Below are 22,645 nucleotides of genomic sequence, written 5' to 3' on the forward strand. Positions count from 1 at the left end.
GGCTCCTAGCGAAGGGCGGATTTGAGTTCGATGAACCGGCGGGTCGCCAACAACCCGGCCGGGTGGCTGTGGCAGCGGGCCGAGAGCCAGGGCATCAGAATTTGCATCTGCTCATCGGGGGCCTTGCCCCGCAGCGTTTGCTGCAGGTTCTGCACATCCGGGTCTTGGGCCGGTGCCGGCGATTCATGGGCCGCGCCATGGTTGCGGCGGGCGCCGGGACGACCGCGCTGGTCCAGCCAGTCGCCGGCAATCCAGTCATGCAGCAGCTGTTTTTCGTAAGGGCTGAAAACCCCGAACATCGCCGCGCCCGGGCCTTCGATCAGGGTCCAGAAACGGCTGTTCTGGGGATCTTCATGGCGTCGGATCCAGCCTTTGCCTTGCATGGCCTTGAGGAAACCCTCCAACTGCCCCGGTTCCGCCAGCCATTGGTTGACAGTCTTGCCTTCGAACTTGCAGTAATCGGAATGCATGTGCTGGCCGAACGGGCGCTTGCGCTCAAGCATGTCCAGGACTTCGCGCTCAAGGTCGAACGACTCGATGACCGCCCGGCTGCCCTGCCCCAGGTCGTTGAGGCGATAGCCCAGTGTGACCCGGCGCCAGAACGACTCGCGGTCAGCTTCCATCGGCATCAGTTGTTGCAACGCTTGCACGGCTTTGTGGGCGTGCCCGGTGCTGGCGTTGTCGATGGTCACGTGAAGCGTGAAGTAATACGGGTCGATGTCCAGCTCGCTCAGCTCATAGGCGCTGATCAGCAAATGCAGGGGCAGTTGCTCATAACCCAGGTTGTAACCGATGACCTCGGGCAGGTATTCGTCGCCGGCATAGCCCAGGGCCAATTGAACAGCACCTTGCAGGTAGCGCTCGTCATCGATGTCGGGCATGTCCTGTAAGCCGTGTTCGGCCAACAGCTTGCGGTAGAGCACGACATGGTTCTGGGCCGGAACGCCATCCCCAAGCTCTTCCAGATAGGTGCATAGCAGCCCTTCGAAGCGATGGTCATGCCAGTGTTTGAGCACACCGTACAGCCATGCGCCGTCCACGAGCTTAGTCGGCGCCACGGCCTGGATAAAATACAGGGCATGGGCCTTGGTCTGGAAAAACTCCCGACCGCCGCCGCTTTTGCGCCGTTCCAGGTAGTCGGCATATTGCCGGGCCACGCCGGCGCTGTGCTGTTCTACCCAGGCAAGCAACGCGCCAGGGTCGTCAGGCATTTCTTGAGGCAATGCGCTCGCTTGTTCGAGACACGGTTGCAGGAAGGCCTGGGCAACCGCTTGTTTGTCAGCATCGTCGGTGCCTTGCAACAGCCGCTCGTAACACTGGCGAACGTTACCAGCACTTGTGAATGGCTGCGCGGTGGCAGGCCTGGATTGGAGGGGTGTCAGCGCAGTCATATAGGCCTCTTGGGTTCTTGGCTGGACGCTCGAATCGGCACGTCTCTTCCTTTGCAGAGCCTCGCGCAGGGCAAAAAATTCCCCTGGATCGAAAAGCGCCCGGATAAACGGAATCGCCCTGATATGCGGCGGAACCCTCGCTTCGCTATCGCCCTCGAACGTTGGACAGGCGCCTTTTCATTACCCAAGGAGCAATCATGATCTTTACCGTGTGGGTAGCCGTACTCGGCGCTGTCTTGCTGACCTTGGCCCTGACCTCCTCCTACCTGCGCTGGATGCCCGTCACCACCTCCGCCGTGTGCCTGGCGCTGGGCGTCGCCATCGGGCCGGCTGGGCTGGGGCTGCTAAGGCTCGATGTCAATGACTCGTCCGGGTGGATGGAGCACCTGACCGAAGTCGCCGTCGTGTTTTCGCTGTTCGTCAGCGGTCTCAAGCTGCGCCTGCCCCTCAAGAACCGCAGCTGGCGCGTGGCTTACGGGCTCGCCGGGCCGGTGATGATCCTGACGATCGTCGGGCTTTGCCTGGCGCTGCATTACCTGTTTGGCCTCGGTTGGGGCATGTCGATGCTGATCGGCGCGATACTGGCGCCGACCGACCCGGTGCTCGCGGCCCTGGTGCAGGTCAACGATGCCCGCGACGACGACCGGGTGCGGTTCGGGCTGTCCGGTGAAGCCGGGCTGAACGATGGCACGGCTTTTCCCTTCGTCATCCTTGGCTTGCTCATGCTGAGCGAGGAAGGCAGCGGATTCCTCGGCGAATGGGCGTTGCGGGACGTCCTGTGGGCGGTGCCGGCGGGTTTGTTGGTGGGCTACTGGCTGGGGCGCGGCATCGGCGGGCTGACGTTGTCGATGCGTATCAAGAATGCCGACAGCACCTTGTCACCCAACGACTATCTGGCCCTGGCCCTCATCGCCCTCGCCTACGTGGCGGCAGAAGCGATCCACGGCTACGGTTTCCTATCGGTGTTCGCCGCTGGCCTGGGGCTGCGCCAGGCCGAGGTCGAGTCCACCGACGAACACTCGCCACCGGCAGAACACCTGGTACAGCCGGTGGTGGGACACGAAACGGTCGAGCCTCAGCAGGCGGTGGTCGGCGACACCCAGGCCTTGGACGACGGCCAAGTGGCGGCTGGCGTGATGATGAGCGACATGCTGGCGTTCGGCAGCCTGGTGGAGCGTTCCATGGAGGTTTTCCTGGTGACACTGCTGGGCGTCGTCCTTGCCACTCATTGGGATTGGCGGGCCCTCGCCGTCGGCGCCCTGTTATTCGCGGTCATTCGCCCGTTGAGTGTGTGGGTGATGCCCTGGGGGCGGTTGCTGGACCATCCGCAACGGCTGTTGATCGGCTGGTTCGGTATCCGCGGGATCGGCAGCCTGTTCTATCTGTTCTACGCCTTGAATCACGACGTGCAATCGGAAGTGGCGCAGCAGTGCATCAACCTCACGCTGTCGGTGGTGGCGCTGAGCATCCTTGTCCACGGTGTCACCACCCAACCCGCCCTGGCGTGGTATGAGCGCCGCAAAGACGGTCGCGTGGGCTAGCCGCCCGGATCGGTCACTTGGATAAACACCGAGTAAATGCCCAACAGCACCCAGAACGCTGCGAATATCCACGGCGTGCGCACCGAAAACAGCAGCGATTTACGGTAGCCCTTATGGGTCGACTCTCGCTCGCTGAACAGCGGCGATTCGTCGTAGGCCAGCCCCATCAGCGGCTCGCTGCGCAGCAATTCGCTTTGTTTGAAATGCCAGTGGTCGATGATGTCGTAGGCGGCCCGAATGCCCGGCCATGCATTGAGGGAACTCAAGACGCCGAGCAACGCCAAAAATGGCGGCACGATCAGTGTGAAGAGCTTGCCCCACTCCGGGTTCAGATTGGCCATGCAGGATGCAAACGCGATCACCAGGAATGACTGGGCGGTCAGGTAGGCGTCGGTGCGATTGGCCAGAATGCTGGTTTCGTACTGGATTTCCCGACGATAAAAGTCCAGCCGCTCCTTGGGCGAGCCGAACATTTTGGCGTTGTGTTCGGTCAGTTCTTCTTCAGGGGTCAAGCGGGTGAGGATTCTGGGCATTGCTCAGGTTTTCCCTCGGTTTGATTGGGGTACATCTAGAAGGATGAGGGCCGGGCAAGTTCAAGCCGATGGACCAAAGGTCAACGAAACGCTGCTGCACCGCCGGGGTCTTTAAAGGATTGAAGGCAAGAGGAAAAAAGCGTGGATTATCTTGGATGGGTGCAATGGCCAGCAATGGCGATCACGGTACTGGCGGCATGGTTGATCGGATCGCGCCAGCCCCGTCGGCGAGTGGCGGGCTTCAGTTGTTTTATTCTCAGCAACATCCTGTGGGTCATCTGGGGCATGCACACGGATGCCTACGCGCTGATTGTCTTGCAGTTCTGCCTGTGCGCGATGAACCTGCGGGGCTTCAAGAAAAATACCCAATGACACACCATCTGATCGTGGCAAGGGGTTTGATCCCCTCGCCACAGCGGTCGCACATGACGACTTGGCGGTTTAACCCATCGTCTGCCCGATGATCTGCACCAGGTCGATCTGCTTGAATGGCTTGGTCAAACGCGGCAATTGCGTTGCAAACCCTTCCAGGCGCTCGGCGTAACCAGTGGCGAGGATAACCGGCAGGGTCGGTTGGCGCTCGCGCAGCAATCTGGCCAGCTGCGCGCCATCCATCTGGGGCATGGCCATGTCAGTGATCACCAGGTCGATCCCTTCATTGCGCTCGAACAGCTCCAGCGCTTGGGCGCCAGACAACGCGCAGAGGACCCGATGCCCCAAGTCTTCGATCAGCAAACGGGTGCTGGTCAGCACCAGGCTGTCATCGTCCACCACCAGCACCGTCAGTTTCTGGACGTGTTGCGTTGGTATCTCGGTGGCGGGTGGCTTGTCCCTGACCGAATCGTCGGCCACTGGCAACCACAGCTCGGCACTGGTGCCGACGCCTTTCTCGCTCTTGAGAATCAGCCGGCCGCCCAGCTGCTCGGCCAGGCCATGCACCATGGACAGACCCAGGCCAGTGCCTTTGCCGACGCCCTTGGTGGTGAAAAAAGGATCCACCGCCGAAGCCAGCGTCTCCTCGTCCATGCCCTCGCCTTCATCGCTGATGGTCAGGCAGATGTAGCGTCCGGTCGCCAGCGGCTTGCCTGCCGTCGAAGCATCGCTCCCCTGTCGCTCCTGTGCCTGGATCAAGATCCGGCCGCCCTGGGGCATCGCGTCCCGGGCATTCGTCGCCAGGTTGAGGATCGCCAGTTCCAGTTGGTTGACGTCGGCCAGCACCGGCGACAACGCCTCGTCAAACTGGGTCTGTATGTGTATCGAAGGGCCCATGGAGCTTTGCAGCAAACCGCTGATGCCGTCCACCAGCGCCGACAATTCGACCGGTTCGGCGCTGAGTTTCTGCCGCCGGGCAAACGCGAGCATGCGCTGGGTCAGCGACACGCCGCGCAGAGCGCCCTGGGTGGCGTTGTCCAGCAGTTGGGTCAGCTTCGGCTCGCTGGGCATACGCTTGCGCACGATCTCCAGGTTGCCAAGGATCACCGTCAGCAGATTGTTGAAATCATGGGCGATGCCGCCGGTGAGCTGGCCGATGGCTTGCAATTTCTGGGATTGGAACAACGCCTCGCGAGCCTGTTCAAGGGCCTGCTGCGCTTGGGTGGCATCGGTGATGTCCCGGGTGATCTTGGCAAACCCCAGCAACGTACCGGTATCGCTGCGAATCGCATCGATAACCACGTGGGCCATGAATCGCGTGCCATCCCTGCGCACGCGCCAGCCCTTCTTTTCGAAACGCCCCTCCGTGGCGGCGATGCTCAGAGCGCGCTGCGGCTCCCCGGCTTCGCGGTCTTCAGGGGTGTAGAACATGGAAAAATGCTGGCCGATGGCTTGAGCCGGCAGATAGCCCTTGATGCGCTGGGCACCCTGGTTCCAGTTGGTGACTTGTCCATCCGGATCGAGCATGTAGATGGCATAGTCGGTGACGCTTTGCACCAGCAGGCGAAATTGCTGTTCGCTTTGCTTGAGGGTCTCCTCGGCCATCTTGCGATCGGTCAGGTCACGGGTGATCTTGGCGAAACCGAGCAGCTCGCCGCTCTGGGCGTCAATGATCGGGTCGATCACCACGTGGGACCAGAACAGCGTGCCATCCTTTCGCACTCGCCAGCCTTCGCCTTCGAAGCGTCCTTCGCGCACGGCGGTGTCCAGCGCCCGCTGCGGCAGGCCGGCGGCGCGGTCCTGGTCGGTGTAGAAACGGGAAAAATGCTGGCCCAGGATTTCCGATTCTTCATAACCTTTGAAGCGCCGGGCGCCGGAGTTCCAACTGATGATAATGCCCGACGGATCGGTCATGTAGATGGCATAGTCCACCACCGCATCGATCAACAGTCTAAAGCGCTGATCTTCATCGATACGGGCGGTCTTTGGGTTGTTCTCAAGCATGTGGCCGAGGCATCCAAGGGAATTTGGGTGGAGTATGGAACAACTGACGCGCCGGGAAAAACCTGATTTTCGTGGGGCTATAGGCTGTTGGGCTTGTGACAGCGGTGCATCCGCCTAAGAAGAGGCAGGATATGCAGGCGCCATCGCGATCAAGCTCGCTCCCGCAGGTGCCTTGGGCTGCTCAGGATTGATTGACCACCACCGTGGCAGCAACTGCTGCACCTTGGCCTCGCCGAAGCGATCGTCGATCAGCATCACCACTCCGCGATCCAGCTGGGTACGGATGACGCGCCCAGCCGCTTGCACGACCTTCTGCAGGCCGGGGTACAAATAAGTGTAGTCGTATCCATCGCCAAAGATCGCCGCCATTCGCTGCTTGATCTGTTCATTGACCGGGTTGAACTGCGCCAGTCCCAGGGTGGCGACGAAGGCGCCGATCAGGCGCGAGCCCGGCAGGTCGATGCCTTCCCCGAACGCCCCGCCCAGCACGGCGAAGCCGATGCCCTGGCCCTGCTCCGTGAATCGCTCGATAAACGCCTGTCGTGGGGCCTCGCCCATGCCGCGCGATTGCGCCCAGGTCTCGACGTGCGGATATCGCTCGGCGAACAGCCCTGCCACCTGCTGTAAATAATCGAAACTGCTGAAGAACGCCAGGTAGTTGCCAGGGCGCTCGTCGAACTGGCGGCCCATCAACTCGACGATCGGCTCAAGGGAAGCCTGGCGACGGGCGAACCGGGTGGAAATGCGACTGACCACCTGTACGTCCAATTGTTGGGCCTGGAACGGTGACTCAACGTCGATCGATACCGTGTCCGCCGGCGTACCCAGCAAGTCAGCGTAGTAGCGCCGTGGACTCAGGGTCGCGGAGAACAGCACGCTGCTGCGTGACGCCGTGAACCGGGGCCGCAGGAAACCGGCCGGGACCACGTTGCGCAGGCACAGCGTGGACAGGCTGCGCTGGCGACCGGTTTCGCGCTTATGGATATCGAACAGAAAGTGCTCGTCGAACGACTCCGCCACGCGCCCGAACTGCAAAATGTCGAAATAGAAGGCCTGCAGGCCGCTGTCCAGGCCTTGGGGGTGGTCGTTGAGGTAATCGCCCATGGCCGTGGCGCAGGACCCCAGCGCAAGGAGCAGCTTTTCCGGGGGGTGGCCATAAGCCTGGTAAGCCGCTACCTGTGGTGCGTGCAAGGCATTCCACTGGCGATTGAGCTTTTGCAGGGGTTTCTTCAGGGGCTCGGGCGCGGTTTTGAGCACCGCCGACAAGGTGGCCTGATCCAGGGTCGCGCTGTACATCTGCCGCCCTCGCTCCACCAGGTTGTGGGCTTCGTCCACCAGGGTCGCGACCGCCCAGCCATTGGCCTGGGCAAGGCCGAAAAGCAAGGCGCTGAAATCGAAATAATAGTTGTAGTCTGCCACCACCACGTCGGCCCAGCGGGCCATTTCCTGGCTCAGGTAATACGGGCAGACCTCGTGTTGCAGGGCGATGTCACGCAACGCGGCTTGATCGAGGAGCGTTACCTGGCTCGCCGCTGCCCGGGCCTGGGGCAGGCGGTCATAGAATCCACGGGCCAGCGGGCAGGATTCGCCATGGCAGGCTTTATCCGGATGTTCACAAGCCTTGTCCCGGGCGATCATTTCCAGCACCCGCAGCGGCATCGCGGTCGTGCTGTTGGTGAGCAGCCGGGCGGCGTCCAATGCCAGTTTGCGTCCTGGGGTTTTCGCCGTGAGAAAAAACACCTTGTCCAGGCGCTGCGGCGCCAAGGCCTTGAGCATGGGGAACAAGGTGCCAACCGTCTTGCCGATGCCAGTGGGCGCCTGGGCCATCAGGCAACGACCGGTGCTGACGGCCTTGAAAACCGACTCGGCCAGGTGGCGCTGCCCCGGCCTGAAGGTCGCGTGGGGAAAAGGCAGGGCCTGTGCGCCCTGGTTGCGTGCCTGGCGATGACGCATTTCCTGCTCTGCCCAGGCCAGGAACCGTGCGCATTGCTGCTCGAAAAACGTCTGGAGTTGCGACGCTTCGAAACGCTGGTCCAGGCAGGTTTCCTTCTCGCTGACGATATCGAAATACACCAAGGCAACGTCAATGCGCGGCAGCTCCAATTTCTGGCACATCAGCCAGGCGTAGATCTTCGCCTGGGCCCAGTGCAGCTGCCGATGGTTGTCCGGTTGCTTGCTGAGGTCGCCGCGGTAGGTCTTCACTTCTTCGAGCCGGTTGGTCGCAGGATCGTAGCCATCGGCCCGCCCCTTGACCTTCAGGCTCTGGTAGGTGCCTTCCAGGCTGACCTCGGCCTGGTAGCCCTCGCTGCGCCGTGATGCCACCGTCCGGTGGCCGACAATCCCTTCCAGCGCGGTGGGTGACGGAGTAAAGCGCAAATCGAGGTCGCCGACCTTGGCGGTGAATTCACACAATGCCCGCACGGCGATGCTGTAGCCCGGTGCCTCGGTCATGCGCCCTGCTCCGCCCATTGCACGTAACAGACAGCCACCGGCATACGGTGCTCATGGCAGAAGTCCAGCCATCGCAGCTGGTTGTCCTGCAGGCGATCGCCAGGGCCTTTGACTTCGATCATGCGGTAGGTCTTGTGCTGCGGCCAGAACTGGATCAGGTCCGGCATGCCCGCACGGTTGGCCTTGATGTCCAACAGCAAACGACTGAACCAGTGCTTGAGGTGCTCTGCCGGCAGACAGTCGAGCGCCTGGTCCAACAGCGCTTCGGACAGCGCCCCCCAGAACACGAAAGGTGATTGCACGCCACATTTTTCTGAATAACGACGGCGGATGGTTTCACGGTAGCGCCCGTCATCCAGCTCGGCGAAGCACGCCGCGAACAGCTCGGCGCGACGGTCGTGAAAGTCCTCGTTGAGCAGGTCCACCGGGCCGCGCTGGAACGGGTGGAAGAACGACCCTGGCAACGGCGCGAAAATCGCCGGCCAGCACAGCAGGCCGAACAGGGAATTGACCAAGCTGTTCTCGACGTAGTGCACCGGCGCGACGTCGTCATGCAAATGGGCCTGGACGCAATATTCCACCGACAATGCCGGATCGACCCGGGGCAAGTGCAAATCCAGCCGCTCGACGCTCCGGGCCATCGGGCGCGGCACGGGTGGCCCGCCCAGTTTGCGCCGCAGCCGCGGCACGATCCGCAACAGGGCTTGTTGTTCGGCGGCGCTTTGCGGTGACTGCGCCGCGGCTTCGCCCAGGTCAAGCGCCAAGGCATATTCACCGACACGTTCAAGCACCCGGATCATGCGCAACCGCGCGCCGGGATAGGTGCAATCGCGATAGATGCACAGGGCCGTGGCAAAGTCGCCGATACGTTCAGCGTGCTGGCCGATCTGGAACAACAGCTTGCCCCGACGCCGCTCCAGCCAAGGATTATCCAATTCCAGGGTATTGATCCGGGCGACGATCGCCTCAAGCGCTTCGCCGGCTTCGAAGCACTGCTGGCATTCATGCAGGAAAAGACAAGCATCGATGTCCTGCCGGCTGCGCAGCCCCCGGGACTCGACACTGAACTCAACGGCCTCGTAGGTAAAAATACCCAGATCCGCCAGCACGAACTCCGACCAATCCTGGTAAAGATTGCCGAAGAACATCAAACGCAAGCGGTCGCACAGCGCCATGACGGTCAGACTGAACAACCGATCCTCGAGCTGAGGGCACCAGGCGCGAAATGGCTGGGGTTGGCTGAACCCCTCGCTCAACGCCAATAGCCAGTCAGCCTTCTTTGCCTTGGGCTGCTCGATCCCATGGCCCAGGCAGAGCAGGATTTCAGGCTTGAGCAACACTTCGAACAATTCTTCCAGGCTCAGCTCAGCCTCTTCCACCACCCAGCCCAAGGCGATCAGGGGTTGCACCGCCGTGCCGATGTCGCCGATCTCGGGATAATGCAATTTGCCGTGGCGAAAGTGCCGCCCCTTGCGCATCACCATCCGCACCAGCAGGCCTTGGGCGGCACGCGGCAGTGCAGCGAAATCCTCGATGAAACGTTGCTCCTCGACGCTGAGTACATCGGCGTAGCGTTGCGCCAGCCAGGCGAGCACCCGCTGGAAATTGTTCAGGTAGTAAAAGGGATCGTCGAGGGGGTTGGCTGTCACGGAAAATAGCGCCACGGTGCTTGAAGTACTGGTTATGCGTACAGATAACAGCTAGTCGCAGCCCAGGCAACTGCAAAAGATGAGCGGTCTCCTATATTTAAAGGGGAAAACCTTCAAGCGGCGATGAACTTTCCTACAACAAGCGGGACCAATGGCGGTTAACTCAGTGATGGCCCGGTCGAATCAGCTGGGCTTCACCCCTATGCATAGAGGTTATGGATATGAACATCAGGTTTCTGGGCCTGCCCTGGGTCGCCGTGGCATTCCTGGCGCTGGCCGGCTGTGCATCACCAACCGTGGTGACGTTGCAGAACGGTACCCAATACTTGACCGAGGACACCCCCAATACCCGCACGGCGGATGGCTTCTACGAATTCGAAGACATTTCAGGCAAGAAAGTCCGCGTTCGTGCCGATGAAGTCGCCACGATTCGCAAGGAAGACTGAACGGATCCCGGGCCCTCCCCTGTGTCCACCTGTACCGGACCGACCCTCGCCAGTCCAAGGCCCTAGCCTCGCTGGCTTCGCTATATCGGCGTTTTCCCCGAACATATTTCCCGCAGACAGCCCCTCAACCAACGGTGCACGGGGTCAGCATCCATTCGCGGATGCCAGAGCATTGCGACAGTGAATTCAGGAATCGGGACTGGCAGCGCGAAGCTGTGCATGCCGTGGCGCAGGCGCGTGGTGTAGCGCTCCGGCACGCTGGCAATCAAATCGCTGGACCGCGCGAGCCCCAGGGCAGTGGAAAAACCCGGTACGCAAGTCGCGATGTCGCGGGATAGATTCAACGCCCCCAAGGCCTCATCGATCGGGCCATGCTCGATTCCGCGCAGGGAAACGCCGACATGCCTGCCGGCCGCGTAACCAGCTACATCCACCTCGGCCCGACTCAGCGGATGCCCCGCACGCACCACGCCTATGATGCGGTCGACGAACAACGCCTGGGTGCGCAGTTCCGGGCGCGTGTCCTCATCGACGACGGCGGTCTCCAGGTCCACGCTGCCCTCGCGCAGCGCCGTGCCGTCCCGGTCGGTCTTCTCGACAAAACGCAACCGTATTCCTGGGGCGTGCTCGCTTAGGTATGCGATCAGGTCGATCGCGAAGTTCTCCACGAATCCTTGGCGGGTGCGCAACGTAAATGTCCGGTTGATACGGCGCAAGTCCGGAGCCTGCACCGGACGCAAGGCGGCCTGGGCGCCCTGCACCAACTGGCTGACTTGCTCGCGTAGTTCCATGGCCCGGGGCGTTGGAACCAGGCCGCGCCCCGCCCGGACCAGCAACGGGTCCCCCGTCGCCTGCCGCAACCGCGCCAACGCTCGGCTCATGGCCGAGGCACTTAGCCCCAGCCGCCGGGCCGCACCGGCCACGCTGCCTTCGGACAACAACGCATCCAGGGTGACGAGTAGATTCAGGTCGATTGCAGACATTGGCGGGCCTTTGGCTGGGTTGGATGGCGTCACATGCAGCTATAACCTGCAACTCATGCGTCTTCCGCCATGTTAAGCCTCGACGTACCGTTGTAACAGCAGGTTGCAAACAACGGAGACATGATGAAGCCAGCCAATGCAGAACAAAGCTTGCCAACGACAGCGGCTCACTCGCCGAGTACCCCGGTGCGCTGGGCCCTGACCAGCCTCGCACTCTCGACACTGCTGGCATCATTGGGCGCCAGCGTAGCCACCGTCGGCTTGCCGGTGCTCGCCGAGGCGTTCGAGGCCTCGTTCGCGCAAGTTCAATGGGTCGTGCTGGCCTACCTGCTCGCGATTACCACCCTGATCGTGAGCGTGGGCAGGCTCGGCGACTTGCTGGGCCGACGCAAGCTGCTGCTGGCAGGCATTGCGCTGTTTACCCTTGCGTCGGCGCTGTGCGCCCTGGCGCCGTCGCTCTGGTGGTTGGTCGCGGCCCGGGCCCTGCAAGGCCTGGGGGCGGCGATCATGATGACCCTGACGCTGGCCCTGGTCGGCGAAACGGTGGAAAAGAGCAGGACTGGCAGCGCCATGGGGCTGCTTGCCACGCTGTCGGCGGTGGGCACCGCCTTGGGCCCGTCCCTGGGCGGCCTGCTGATCACAGGGTTTGGCTGGCACGCACTGTTCTTGATCAACGTGCCCCTGGGCCTGCTGACGCTGCTGTTGGCTTGGCGATTCCTGCCTGTCGTGCCCAGGCCGATTGCCATCGGGCGCTTGCGCTTCGACGGCCTGGGCACGCTGTTGCTCGCCACCGGGCTGGGCGCCTATACCTTGGCGATGACCGTCGGACGCACAAGCTTCGGCTGGCTGAACAGCGGGCTGTTACTGGTAGCGGTTATCAGCGGCGGGCTGTTCGTCCAGGTGCAACGTAGGCTCGACTCGCCACTGATTCCCCTGGCGATGTTCCGCGACCGCCCTTTGGTGTCAGGCCTGGCGGCCAGTGCATTGGTCGCGGCGGTCATGATGGCGACTTTGCTGGTCGGTCCGTTCTACTTGTCCATCACCCTCGGTCTGCCTCCGGCAATCGTCGGCCTGGTACTGGCGGTGGGCCCCTGCGTGGCCGCGCTCGCCGGTGTGCCCGCCGGACGCCTGGCTGATCGGTTCGGGGTACGTCCAATGCGGCTAGCCGGGCTGGCGACGATGGTCCTCGGCACCCTGCTCTTGTCGCGGATTCCCCCCACGCAGGGCATTGCGGGCTATGTTCTTGCCATTGCGGTGACAACCCTTGGCTACGCGCTGTTTCAACCCGCGAACAACGCGGCGGTGATGGCGCCGGTCTCCGATGACAAGCGTGGCGTGGTTGCCGGCCTGCTCAATTTATCGCGCAATCTTGGCTTCCTTTCTGGCGCGTCAGTGCTCGGTGCGGTTTTTGCCGCGGTTTTGCCGACCAACGGTATCTCTGTCGCAAGTCCGGAAGACGTAACGAACGGCATGCATCTCACGTTTGCCGCCGGCCTGGCCCTGACCGCCCTGGCGTGGTTGATAAGCGCCGCAACCCGCGTGCCAGAGCGGTTGAAGCAAAGCGCGGAGCGCACCAGCAAACGGTGATGGCGTTCTGAACATTTAGTGTTAGGTCATGACGCGGATCAAAAAAACTGAACCAATCGCCAAACGGACTGAAAAAATCCACGTGCCGTTCATTTTCAAATGCTATTTTTAGTTCTCATTGGTAGAGCCAAGATGGCTCTTCCTTCCTGACATGAGCAAAAGGAAGCGCTTGATGAAGAAGGCGGGCTACAGATGAATAAAGGATCTTTCAGCAAGGTAACGTTCCCCAACGCCTGCCAGTTGATGCGCTGGCACTTCCATCCCATGGGCTTCGAAGCCAGCATGGACGCGCCGGGCAGTATGGTTGCCCGGTTATTTGATCGCGCGAGCGGCGAAACCATGATCGCGATTGCAGGCATTCCCTGCGCAACCGTGATGAACGCCCCCGACGTCGAGCGAATTATCGAAGCGGTGGAAGCCGAGCTAGAAGCCTTCGTTCCCCCGGTTGGTTTGCGACGATTCGCCTCGTGACGAAAAAAGCCCACATTTTCATGTGGGCTTTTTTGTCGTTCAGGGTTTCGCCAAGGCAGCTCAGCCGCGCGCACGGCGGTGATCAGCGAAAAACGGTTTGCCTACCCCGACCCGGTCCGAGGCCTTCGGTGCGTTAGCCGCCTGGCTGTCCTGACCATCGACATACCAGTAGCAATGCTGCACCGCCCGTGTAATACCCACGTACGCCAAGCGCAGGATCTCATCGCGCTGCGCCGAGTCGTAAGGTTCGGCGTCGCCTTCCTGGCCCAACCCAGCCATTCGATACACCTGGTTTTTGTAGGGCGAACGGGTCAAATGTTGGCAATCGCCTATCAAGAACACCGCATCCGCCTGGAGACCCTTGGCGCTATGGTAGGTCATCTGCCTGAGGCGCCTTTGAGAATACGGCAAGCTAGAATCCACATTAACTATTGACTCAATATACTTTTGTATCAATAGCTTATCGCTGCTTTTTCGATACAGCATCAAGATCGAATCGCCGTTGCGGTAGTGCTCGCCGAGCCGCCTCGCCAAGCCTTCGTCGTCCCGCTCCAGCACATTGACCGGGCTCGGCGAACGAGGCTCTCCACAGGCCTTGGCTTTTTTGCCGGGAATGGAAGGCGTCGTACCCACGATATGTTCGGCCGCGTCGATGATGTATTGGTGGCTGCGGTAATTCTCGGTGAGCATGACCCGCGTATTCGCCGGTGACGGAAATTGCTTGTTGAATCCCACGAAAAAACTCGGCGAACTGCCACGCCACCCGTAGATCGACTGCCAGTCGTCACCCACGCACAGCAACGATGACCGTTGGGCGCCCCGCCCCACATGCATGGCGGGCCCGCGCTTGCGCACCTCACTTAGGGTCGCTCGCAGCCAGGAGACGATCTGTGGCGAAACGTCCTGGAACTCATCGATCATCAAATGTGACATCGACCTCAGCAGCGCGTCATCGAGCAGCTTGAAGTTCTCCGGCGAATGCTCGCTGAACAGCGAGAACATCCGGTTGTAGGTCATGACCGGAGGGGACTGGTCAAGCAAATGGTCCTCGAAAGCCCGCCAGAAACGGCTCAGCGCCTCGAAAAAATACCGATCCGGGTCGTCCTTGGAGAAACACAGCCTGCCCACGGCGTCCGGGACATCCAGGCCGAGGTTTTCGATGAAGCCCGCCGCCGAAACGAAACAATCCAGCAACGGTGCCGAAGCCAACTCGCCCTTTATCTTGTAATCAAAGCCGGGGCCCGCCGTGGCGTTCCCCGCCAGCGAGGCGAGGACCCGCCTGGCCTCTTCATAGCTTTCGAGCCAAATCAACGGCTTACGGCAGAAAGCTTGAAACAGGGTTCGCTTAACTGCCCATTCGGCGCGCAGGCTGAGCTTGGCGCCGGGCCGACTCAGTTGAGTATTTTCTCGCGGATCGAACCCTAGCATCACCCAGGCATCGAGGGTCGGTATGTAGCCGTGGCAATGAAACCTCGCCCCATTGATCTCAAACGTTTCGCGCTTGGGCTCAACCCCTTTGATCGGCCAGGCGCCCGCACGAAACCAGAGGTCCTCGATCGCATCGCACAACGCTTCGTCGCGCTGGGCCGCCAACTCGGTCACAGCGATGCGCTTTTGCACATCCGGGTGGTCGCGCTCCAGTTCCTTGAGCTGCAAGGCGTGACGGGAAAGTGCCATCATCAGCTCACGGAACCGCTCGTCACGCTGGTAAAGCCCGTGGTAGCAGGCGTTGAGCTGCTGGCGCTGGGCATCGTTGATGCGCAGATCGAACGGATTGCCTTGGCCATCCTCATCATCACGCCCGGTTCGATGGCTCAGGGTCTCGAACGCCTGGAGCCGCTCGAACCCCGGCAAACTGCGGACCATGGGCAGGATACGAGAATGGAAGGTGCGCACCAGTTCGCGCGCCTCCTTCAACCCGATCGCCCGCCCCCAAAGCGCAAAGACCGAGATGAGCTTCTCGATGAAATCCTTGCGCGACTCCCGGGTAAATGTCACCACGGTCATCGAGCCCAGCTCGAAGCCCAGGTACTGTGAGAGCAGCACGATGCGCAGCACCAAGGTGGTGGACTTGCCCGCGCCCGCGCCCGCAACGACCGACGTCGCCGGCGTATCGCTGAAGATCATTTTCCATTGGGCGCTGCTGGGTTGCGCCTGCGCCGGCAACAGCCGGGCAACGTCAGCCTTCATGCGTTTTTTCAGCTCGGCCGTCAGGGGGAAGCGCCAGTCATCGAACAGCAGGTCATCGACTTGGGGAGCGGGATGTTCAGTGCTTCGCGAATCCCGGATCAACAGGACCTGGCGACCCTCTTCCAACCCCTCGGCCTTGCCTTCGCTGAAACCATAGTCAAACCCGGCGGTGTGGCCGCTCCGAAAGCCATCGGCCTGACCGTGCAGCCAGGACGCCCGGTGTTGGGCGCGCAAGCGTGTCAGGCCGTGGCCGAATAAACGCGCGGCCAGGCGCTTGAACCAGGGCATCTGGGCCAGGGGCAAGAGGTCGGAGGGAAGATCGGGACGGTGTTGCGGCACGCTTGGAGTCTCCGGAGTTCAGAACCATGGCGACTATGGTGTCTGGATTTACCGGCGGATTCCAGCCAAAAGCTTTTAAGTCATGGATTTAGGCGATGAAATGAAAGTGCCATGGCAGGTTGGTATCGCAAGGTTTGCTGGCATGGCAATGCTTCGCGAGCAGGGTCACCCGCCCCTGTATTGGCATCGCTGCCAATACAGGGGCGGAGCGTTACGTTCGGTTACTGCCCGGAAATGGCCCCGTCCACCAGCGCCTGGGCTTCGACCACCAGTTGTTTAAGGTGCTCGTCGCTCACGAAGCTCTCCGCATAGATCTTGTAGATGTCTTCAGTGCCCGACGGACGCGCTGCGAACCAGCCGTTCTCGGTCATCACTTTCAGGCCGCCGATGGCCTGGTCGTTGCCTGGCGCATGGCTGAGGATGTTCTGGATCGCCTCCCCGGCCAGTTCGGTGGACTGGACCTGGTCCGGCGACAACTTGCTCAGCAGTGCTTTTTGCTGCGGGCTGGCCTTGGCGTCGACCCGCACCGAGAACGGTTCACCCAACTCGTCCGTCAGGGCGCGATAGGCCTGGCTTGGATCACGACCCGTGCGAGCGGTCATTTCCGCAGCCAGTAACGCCGGAATCAGACCGTCCTTGTCGGTACTCCAGACGCCACCGTCCTTGCGCAGGAACGAGGCGCCGGCGCTTTCTTCGCCGCCGAAACCGAGGGAACCGTCGAACAGCCCATCGGCAAACCACTTGAAGCCCACCGGGACTTCATAGAGGCGTCGTCCCAGACGGTTGGCCACTCGATCGATCAGGCCACTGCTGACGACAGTCTTGCCGACAGCGGCATCGGCACGCCATTGCGGGCGGTTCTGGAACAGGTAGTCGATCGACACTGCCAGGTAGTTGTTCGGCGCCAGCAGGCCGCCGCTCGGAGTCACGATACCGTGGCGGTCATGATCCGGGTCACAGGCGAACGCCACGTCAAAACGTTCTTTCAGGCCGATCAGGCCTTGCATGGCGTGACTGGAGGATGGGTCCATGCGGATTTGCCCATCCCAGTCGACCGTCATGAAGCGGAAGGTCGAATCGACGTGAGTATTGACCACGTCCAGATCCAGTCGATAGTGCTCGGCGATGGCTGGCCAGTAGCGCACGCCCGCGCCACCCAGCGGGTCGACGCCCAAGCGCAACCCGGCATTGCGAATGGCATCAAAATCGATGACGTTGACCAGATCTGCCACGTAGGTATTGAGGAAATCATGGCGGTGGGTGGTGTCGGCCTTGAGCGCCTGTTCGTAGCTGATGCGCTTGACGCCGGCCAGCTGGTTGGCGAGCAGCTCATTGGCCTTGGCTTCGATCCATTTGGTGATATGGGTATCCGCCGGGCCACCGTTGGTGGGGTTGTACTTGTAGCCACCGCTTTGCGGCGGATTATGGGACGGCGTGATGACGATGCCATCGGCCAGGCCAGTGGTGCGGCCTCGGTTGTAGCAGAGGATGGCGTGGGAAACGGCCGGCGTAGGGGTGTATTCATCGCCTTCGGCAATCATCACGGTGACACCGTTGGCGGCCAGCACTTCCAGGGCGCTGGCTGCCGCGGGGGTCGACAACGCATGGGTGTCGATGCCGACGAACAGCGGCCCATCGATACCTTGGGCTTCGCGGTAAAGGCAAATCGCCTGGCTGATGGCCAGCACATGCCATTCATTGAAGCCCAGGTCGAAAGAACTGCCGCGGTGCCCCGAGGTGCCGAAAGCGACGCGCTGGGTCGCAACCGAGGCATCGGGTCGGCCCGTGTAATAGGCCGTAACCAGTCGCGGGATATCGATCAACAACTCTGCCGGTGCCGGCTTGCCCGCAAATGGACTGACTGTCATGCAAAACCTCGGAATGGAGTGGCTCGAAAATGGATGCAGTTTACTGACAGTTCGACCATCACGCGATGGGTTCGATCCCTGGCCCAGCGATCAAGATTGCTCGAGCTTCAAAGCGTCGGCCAATGCAGATAGGGCGGCCTGCCGATCGTCCACTGAGCTGAATGCGTGGGTCAGACGCAGATGCTGGCCGTACATCCCCTGGATGCTGAACAATTCTCCCGGCGCGATGACGATTCGACGGGCCAGCAGGCGCTGAAAGACCCGGCGCATGTCAGCTGGGCGCGAAGTTCGCGCCCAGACCGTCGCCCCTCCTTCGGGCTCCACCCATTGCAGGCAATCACTCACCCGCTCGCGCAACAAATGCGAGGTCGACGCGGCGCTTTCCCGCAGCAAGCGGCGCAAGACCAGGAGGTGCTGGTCGATCCTTCCATTGCTGTACAGGCGTGCAATGGCCTTCTGGCGAATCGGCGACAGGCGAAATGCGCGCAGCAGGAAGTGCCGTTGCAAGGTCAACGTCAGTTGCCTGGACAGCACGTAACCGTAGGGCGCCTCGGCACCGATGGTTTTCTCGAACGTGGAGTAGACAATCAGGCGATCCGGGTCCAGCAGATCCCGAAATGGCGTGCTCCCTGGCTCGAATACCAAGTCGGTGTAGCTATCGTTCTCCAGCACCCAGGTACCGTATCGTTCGAGCAACCGCGCCACGGCGCGGCGATTACCCTCGCTCGCGCGCGTCCCCCTGGGCATGCTCAAGACCGAGGACAGCACCACCAGGCTCACCGTTTCGCTCGCAAGCAATCGCTCCAGTTGCTCGACGTCCATGTCCCCGCCCGCCGGTGATGGCAGCTCGATCACTTGCACATCGGCCGCTTGCAGCAGGCGCAGGACAGTCCAGTCGCCGGGCGACTCCATCAGCACCGTCGCCCCCTTGAGGGCCAATACCGCGATGAGGATCTCCAGGACACCTCGCAGGTCGGCACCGATATAAACGTCGTCGGCATTCCAGCATCGGGCCGGTGAAGACGTATAGCGAGCCGCAAGGGCCGTTCGCAGCTCCTGTTCGCCCCAGGGTTGCGAGGGCAATTGTGAAGCGCGCGGGTATTGGCGGAGCAACTCACGCTCGAGCAAAAGCAGCGGGCTGTCCAGCGGCTGCAGGGAAGCCGGCTCATCATCGCTGAGCACCAGCATGCCAGGCCTGCGGGCGTTGACATACAAGGTTTCGAGCAAATCCTCACCGTCGCCCAGGTCGGCAACGCAGGGCACCGGCGACGCGTAGTAACCGGACTTGGCGATCGAATACACGCGCCCTTCCTTCTCCAGTAGGGAGTAGGCGTACTGGATCGTCGAGATGGATACGCTCAGGCGCTCGGACAACTGCCGCAACGATGGCAATCGCACCTTGGCGTCTGCGCCAAGCTCATTGATGAGGTTCGTCAGGTATCGGTAGACCGCCTGGTAGGCGAAATCTGTTTCCCGGCCTACCTTCATGAGCCCGCGCCAACGATACGAGCCATGGCCAGCCGTGCCGGGACGAGAAAAGCCAACCCCTTCAAACCCCGTTCCTCAGCGTCGCGCCGAGCGTTCGCGCAATCCATCGGTACCCTGCTCATCTTCATCCGTATCGAAGCCTTGCTCGACTGATTGCGGGCCGACCACCGAAACCGCCCCCCGTTCCGCGGGGACGAGTCGGACGCGGTACAACTTGCCAAGCATCGGGATAGACAGGCCGCTGACATCCACCATCCATTGCGCAACCTGATCGGCGACGGTCCCTCCCTGCAAGGCTTTGTGCAGGTCCGGCATCGCCACCAGCATGCCCGGATGGCTACAGCGCAGGAAATGCTCCAGCCCCGCTCCATTGTCCACGAAGGGCGCAAACAGCATGCACACCAGTTGGGTTTCATTGAGCCTCAGGGTGTTTTGCACCTCGTTGGCTGCCTGGGCGCGACGCTCGGGGATGGCCGCCGGCGAGCCGAACAGTTCCTGGACCTGTTGGCAGACATGGAGGGGTAATTGCTTGCGATGCATGAGCATGACAGTGCGCTGCACATAGTCGCCATAGCCGGTTTCATAGCTGCGGCCTTGCAGATAGCAGGCCTGCAAGCCGTACAGGTGAGCGGACAGGAACGGACTGAGGAACTCATGCTCGATCGTTGGCGCAACCAGCCCATCGGGACGTACCCGCAGAAATTCACTGAACAGAGGCCAGTTGTTTTCCTCCAGGCGATCGACGATCAGGTCGTCGATGCTGATATGCCCTATCCGCCGACAGGCCTCGAACTGACCTTCGGGCCGCCACGGCCCCAGGCGGGCCCGGCCATAGAACTGTTGGAAGAAATCGCCGCCTATCGTGTCGAGCTGCATGAAGAGGCCGTCGAAGCCACAACTCGGATCGACCGGCTGGCCAACCTTGCGGGTCGCACGATGAAGGCCCGCCATGAATTGCTTCTGCTGGCGTGGCGTGTCGCTGCTGACCCATGAATCGACGCCCGACTCCCAGCGCGCCACATGCCTGTAGAATTCCGCCATTGCCAGGTAGCCCTCATCCCCCAGGCCCAAGAGGCTGTCGGACGGACGCAGGTGGCCCAGCATCAGCATGTGGGTCCGATTGGACTCATACCACGCCTCCGAAGGTGCCTTGCGATGGTCGAATGGCACCACCTCACGGTTGTCGGCCATGAGCAGCTCCACCCTGGGGTCGTCGTAGAGGAACAGCGCGCTGTAGCAGCGATGAATATTCTCCAGGCTGGCCTGGGTCGTCTCCCCCAGGCGAGGCGTGGCGACGCGAAGATCAAACGTCGCCGGGTGCCGACCGGCGATGCTCAATTGCGCCGCTCGCAAGGCTGTCAGGACGTAGAACCCCTCCCGGCTCCCATTCTGCACCGACAGCACCCGGTAATCGCCGATTCGCTCGATGCCCCCAGCGGCGACGATCAAGCGTTGGATCAGGAGCTGCAGTGCAGTCCGTTCCGCTCGGGAATAAAAATCCAGCAAGCGTTGCAATACTTGCTGGTAAACGTAAGTCATTGCCTGTTCATGAATTGCACTCATAACCATTTACCTGGAAATTCGATTATCGGCGTCGCGCCCGCACCAATCCGATTGCGCGACGCAGTTCTGAATATTGCTTTGTTATTGCCAACAGTATTGGCAATACGCTCCATGTTTGCCTTGGGCAATCATTTGACACTTACGAGGCACCTTGACCCCGCCGCCTCATCAGAACCCAGGAAAACCCCGCAATCATTGCCCCTCGCTGAACAATCGTTACGTCCTAGGAGATTTCTTACAACTTCCCACAGACTAGAGAGACAACAGATAAAGAACATGCCGAAAAGCAACTCTCCTGTTGACCAACTCGATTTTCCCCATGATCGACGGGCAGGACCAAAGCAACTACCATCCGGGCCATTTTGAATATTCGCTGAAGGGTCGAAACCTGAGTAAAGTCTGTATTGCGCCACGACTTCTTCCTTGAGTTGGAAACAAGCGTTCAATTATCAGCACTTAAATAATGATTAGAAGATACAGATTGGCGCCAAAAACCAGTTCAGTTGCGCGACTTCGGTTTTCAACGCGGGGAAAAGCGGCACAGGTAACGCGCACAAGCAGGCGCAGGGCCGCCTAGGATAAGGCAAGACGCAATGAAAAGGCGCGTGGCCAGGCAGGCCAGGGCCGCGCAAGAGCCGAAACCGCTGGCTCTTGCGCAAGGAGGGGAATCAGGCGGGGTCGACCACCTGAAGGGCAACACGTTCGCGGCAAGGGCATTCGCCCATGTAGCGGTGGGCCTCGACGAACTCGGAGAAGGGAAAGACCCGAGTCTTGAGTGGCAACACGACACGATCGGCGGTGAGCTGGTTGATATCACGCAATGCGCGCTGCAAGGCCACCTGGTCCTGGACAATCCCCAGTTCCGGCTTGCCGGTGAAATTGCCGATGCAGTGCACGAAGAACTGGATGTTCTTCTGGAAGGCCGCGCAAGCCGGAAATGGCGTCTGGTTGCCACCCTGCAAGCCATACAGCACCAGGCTGCCACGAGGTGCCAGCACGTCACCCAGGAGCGACATCTGCGGACCGCCAAGGCCGTCGAACACGACGTCGACGCCACGATTGTCCGTCAGCTTGTTGATTTGCATCAGCAAGTCCTGCTCTTCGGTAACGATCACCTTTTCGGCGCCCAGCGACAGCAGATATTCGCGCTCGTCGGCAGTCTTGGTCGCTGCGATCACCCGCACACCCAAGGCCTTGCCCAGCTGCACGAACGACGGACCGGCGCAATGGCTGGCATCGGTGACCAGGGCAAACTGCCCAGGCTTGACCCGTGCCAGGTCCATGTAGGCGAAGTAGGCGATCAACAGCGGCGTGTAATGCACCGCGGCCTCGATTGGGCTGAGCACATCGGGATAGCGAGTCAGCGCGGTGCGTGGCAGCACGATGACCTCGCCATACACCGGATAATCGTTCGGACTCTCTGCGGGGAAGCTGGCGACCTTGTCGCCGACGGCCAGATCGTCGACACCGTCGCCGATGGCGGTGACCACGCCAGCCATTTCATGGCCAAGCCCCGAAGGCAGGCGCGCCTGGGACGACGCCAGGTTCTGGCGCCACAGGGTGTCATACCAGCTGATGCCGATCGCTTCGACGCGGACCTGCACTTCTCCCGGCGCAGGAAGAGCCGCCGCATGCTCTTCGCATTTGAGCACCTCGGCACCACCAAACTTGTGAAAACGGATCGTGCGGGACATCGCAAACCTCGTCAAAGTAACCTCTAATGCCATGAACTCTATCCGGGCTTTGTAGCCAAGACCATCAGTGGCTAT

Annotated in this window: 16 protein-coding genes; 5 read left to right on the forward strand and 11 right to left on the reverse strand. The window is 61.3% G+C overall.

The window, feature by feature from the left end; translation table 11 throughout:
• Positions 1 to 5 precede the first annotated feature (5 nt).
• Entirely contained in the window at positions 6 to 1,391 is a 1,386-nt protein-coding gene (locus ACLK1G_RS02670; protein WP_420763998.1) for an iron-containing redox enzyme family protein, read from the reverse strand.
• 197 nt (positions 1,392 to 1,588) lie between these two features.
• Here ACLK1G_RS02670 and ACLK1G_RS02675 point away from each other — a divergent pair, with 197 nt between their 5' ends.
• On the forward strand, positions 1,589 to 2,932 hold the full coding sequence (locus tag ACLK1G_RS02675) for a cation:proton antiporter (RefSeq protein ID WP_420763999.1): 1,344 nt from the start codon (positions 1,589 to 1,591) through the stop codon (positions 2,930 to 2,932).
• Here ACLK1G_RS02675 and ACLK1G_RS02680 read toward each other — a convergent pair.
• Positions 2,929 to 3,465 carry a hypothetical protein gene (locus tag ACLK1G_RS02680; protein ID WP_420764000.1) on the reverse strand — a complete coding sequence of 179 codons (537 nt, stop codon included), beginning with the start codon at positions 3,463 to 3,465 and terminating at the stop codon, positions 2,929 to 2,931. The two genes, ACLK1G_RS02675 and ACLK1G_RS02680, sit on opposite strands and share 4 nt — an antisense overlap.
• A gap of 141 nt (positions 3,466 to 3,606) precedes the next feature.
• Here ACLK1G_RS02680 and ACLK1G_RS02685 point away from each other — a divergent pair, with 141 nt between their 5' ends.
• Positions 3,607 to 3,837 (forward strand): hypothetical protein, encoded by a 231-nt coding sequence (locus ACLK1G_RS02685; RefSeq protein ID WP_420764001.1) that lies wholly within the window; start codon positions 3,607 to 3,609, stop codon positions 3,835 to 3,837.
• A gap of 69 nt (positions 3,838 to 3,906) precedes the next feature.
• On the opposite strand, the gene ACLK1G_RS02690 is transcribed toward ACLK1G_RS02685, so the two are convergent.
• The 3 genes from ACLK1G_RS02690 to ACLK1G_RS02700 all read right to left on the reverse strand — a co-directional run bounded on the left by ACLK1G_RS02690 (position 3,907) and on the right by ACLK1G_RS02700 (position 9,941).
• Positions 3,907 to 5,841, reverse strand: coding sequence for a hybrid sensor histidine kinase/response regulator (locus tag ACLK1G_RS02690; protein WP_420764002.1), 1,935 nt, complete (start codon positions 5,839 to 5,841; stop codon positions 3,907 to 3,909).
• A gap of 114 nt (positions 5,842 to 5,955) precedes the next feature.
• On the reverse strand, positions 5,956 to 8,292 hold the full coding sequence (locus ACLK1G_RS02695; RefSeq protein WP_420764003.1) for an ATP-dependent DNA helicase: 2,337 nt from the start codon (positions 8,290 to 8,292) through the stop codon (positions 5,956 to 5,958).
• Positions 8,289 to 9,941 (reverse strand): VRR-NUC domain-containing protein, encoded by a 1,653-nt coding sequence (locus ACLK1G_RS02700; RefSeq protein WP_420764004.1) that lies wholly within the window; start codon positions 9,939 to 9,941, stop codon positions 8,289 to 8,291. The genes ACLK1G_RS02695 and ACLK1G_RS02700 overlap by 4 nt, the downstream gene beginning before the upstream one ends.
• Before the next feature lie 221 nt (positions 9,942 to 10,162).
• Between ACLK1G_RS02700 and ACLK1G_RS02705 the strand changes: the two genes are divergently transcribed.
• Positions 10,163 to 10,387, forward strand: coding sequence for a YgdI/YgdR family lipoprotein (locus ACLK1G_RS02705; protein ID WP_420764005.1), 225 nt, complete (start codon positions 10,163 to 10,165; stop codon positions 10,385 to 10,387).
• A gap of 80 nt (positions 10,388 to 10,467) precedes the next feature.
• Here the strand turns inward: ACLK1G_RS02705 and ACLK1G_RS02710 are convergent, their stop codons facing one another.
• Positions 10,468 to 11,370 carry a LysR family transcriptional regulator gene (locus tag ACLK1G_RS02710; protein WP_420764006.1) on the reverse strand — a complete coding sequence of 301 codons (903 nt, stop codon included), beginning with the start codon at positions 11,368 to 11,370 and terminating at the stop codon, positions 10,468 to 10,470.
• Between the two features lie 123 nt (positions 11,371 to 11,493).
• Between ACLK1G_RS02710 and ACLK1G_RS02715 the strand changes: the two genes are divergently transcribed.
• Together ACLK1G_RS02715 and ACLK1G_RS02720 are read left to right on the forward strand one after the other, a co-directional pair.
• Complete coding sequence (locus tag ACLK1G_RS02715; RefSeq protein WP_420764007.1) at positions 11,494 to 12,957, forward strand: MFS transporter; 1,464 nt, start codon at positions 11,494 to 11,496, stop codon at positions 12,955 to 12,957.
• 192 nt (positions 12,958 to 13,149) lie between these two features.
• The gene (locus ACLK1G_RS02720; protein ID WP_003201764.1) at positions 13,150 to 13,428 is read left to right on the forward strand and encodes a DUF1652 domain-containing protein; all 279 of its coding nucleotides are present in this window, start codon (positions 13,150 to 13,152) and stop codon (positions 13,426 to 13,428) included.
• 60 nt (positions 13,429 to 13,488) lie between these two features.
• Here the strand turns inward: ACLK1G_RS02720 and ACLK1G_RS02725 are convergent, their stop codons facing one another.
• The 5 genes from ACLK1G_RS02725 to ACLK1G_RS02745 form a co-directional block, all read right to left on the reverse strand.
• Positions 13,489 to 15,957 (reverse strand): UvrD-helicase domain-containing protein, encoded by a 2,469-nt coding sequence (locus tag ACLK1G_RS02725; protein ID WP_420764008.1) that lies wholly within the window; start codon positions 15,955 to 15,957, stop codon positions 13,489 to 13,491.
• A gap of 221 nt (positions 15,958 to 16,178) precedes the next feature.
• The gene (pgm, locus tag ACLK1G_RS02730; RefSeq protein ID WP_420764009.1) at positions 16,179 to 17,825 is read right to left on the reverse strand and encodes a phosphoglucomutase (alpha-D-glucose-1,6-bisphosphate-dependent); all 1,647 of its coding nucleotides are present in this window, start codon (positions 17,823 to 17,825) and stop codon (positions 16,179 to 16,181) included.
• Between the two features lie 90 nt (positions 17,826 to 17,915).
• Entirely contained in the window at positions 17,916 to 19,313 is a 1,398-nt protein-coding gene (locus ACLK1G_RS02735) for an aminotransferase class I/II-fold pyridoxal phosphate-dependent enzyme (RefSeq protein WP_420764010.1), read from the reverse strand.
• A 75-nt stretch (positions 19,314 to 19,388) separates the two neighbouring features.
• Positions 19,389 to 20,876, reverse strand: coding sequence for a hypothetical protein (locus tag ACLK1G_RS02740; RefSeq protein ID WP_420764011.1), 1,488 nt, complete (start codon positions 20,874 to 20,876; stop codon positions 19,389 to 19,391).
• 668 nt (positions 20,877 to 21,544) lie between these two features.
• Entirely contained in the window at positions 21,545 to 22,570 is a 1,026-nt protein-coding gene (locus ACLK1G_RS02745) for a zinc-dependent alcohol dehydrogenase family protein (RefSeq protein WP_420764012.1), read from the reverse strand.
• Positions 22,571 to 22,645: the final 75 nt, after the last annotated feature.

Source organism: Pseudomonas algeriensis (assembly GCF_048847255.1).
Taxonomy (GTDB): Bacteria; Pseudomonadota; Gammaproteobacteria; order Pseudomonadales; family Pseudomonadaceae; genus Aquipseudomonas.

Coding starts and splice junctions, on each gene's coding strand:
- ACLK1G_RS02735 (WP_420764010.1), bottom strand. CDS start 19,313: ATGAAGGTAGGCCGGGAAACAGATTTCGCCTACCAGGCGGTCTACCGA.
- ACLK1G_RS02745 (WP_420764012.1), bottom strand. CDS start 22,570: ATGTCCCGCACGATCCGTTTTCACAAGTTTGGTGGTGCCGAGGTGCTC.
- ACLK1G_RS02720 (WP_003201764.1), top strand. CDS start 13,150: ATGAATAAAGGATCTTTCAGCAAGGTAACGTTCCCCAACGCCTGCCAG.
- ACLK1G_RS02715 (WP_420764007.1), top strand. CDS start 11,494: ATGAAGCCAGCCAATGCAGAACAAAGCTTGCCAACGACAGCGGCTCAC.
- pgm (WP_420764009.1), bottom strand. CDS start 17,825: ATGACAGTCAGTCCATTTGCGGGCAAGCCGGCACCGGCAGAGTTGTTG.
- ACLK1G_RS02690 (WP_420764002.1), bottom strand. CDS start 5,841: ATGCTTGAGAACAACCCAAAGACCGCCCGTATCGATGAAGATCAGCGC.
- ACLK1G_RS02670 (WP_420763998.1), bottom strand. CDS start 1,391: ATGACTGCGCTGACACCCCTCCAATCCAGGCCTGCCACCGCGCAGCCA.
- ACLK1G_RS02675 (WP_420763999.1), top strand. CDS start 1,589: ATGATCTTTACCGTGTGGGTAGCCGTACTCGGCGCTGTCTTGCTGACC.
- ACLK1G_RS02705 (WP_420764005.1), top strand. CDS start 10,163: ATGAACATCAGGTTTCTGGGCCTGCCCTGGGTCGCCGTGGCATTCCTG.
- ACLK1G_RS02740 (WP_420764011.1), bottom strand. CDS start 20,876: ATGAGTGCAATTCATGAACAGGCAATGACTTACGTTTACCAGCAAGTA.
- ACLK1G_RS02710 (WP_420764006.1), bottom strand. CDS start 11,370: ATGTCTGCAATCGACCTGAATCTACTCGTCACCCTGGATGCGTTGTTG.
- ACLK1G_RS02680 (WP_420764000.1), bottom strand. CDS start 3,465: ATGCCCAGAATCCTCACCCGCTTGACCCCTGAAGAAGAACTGACCGAA.
- ACLK1G_RS02695 (WP_420764003.1), bottom strand. CDS start 8,292: ATGACCGAGGCACCGGGCTACAGCATCGCCGTGCGGGCATTGTGTGAA.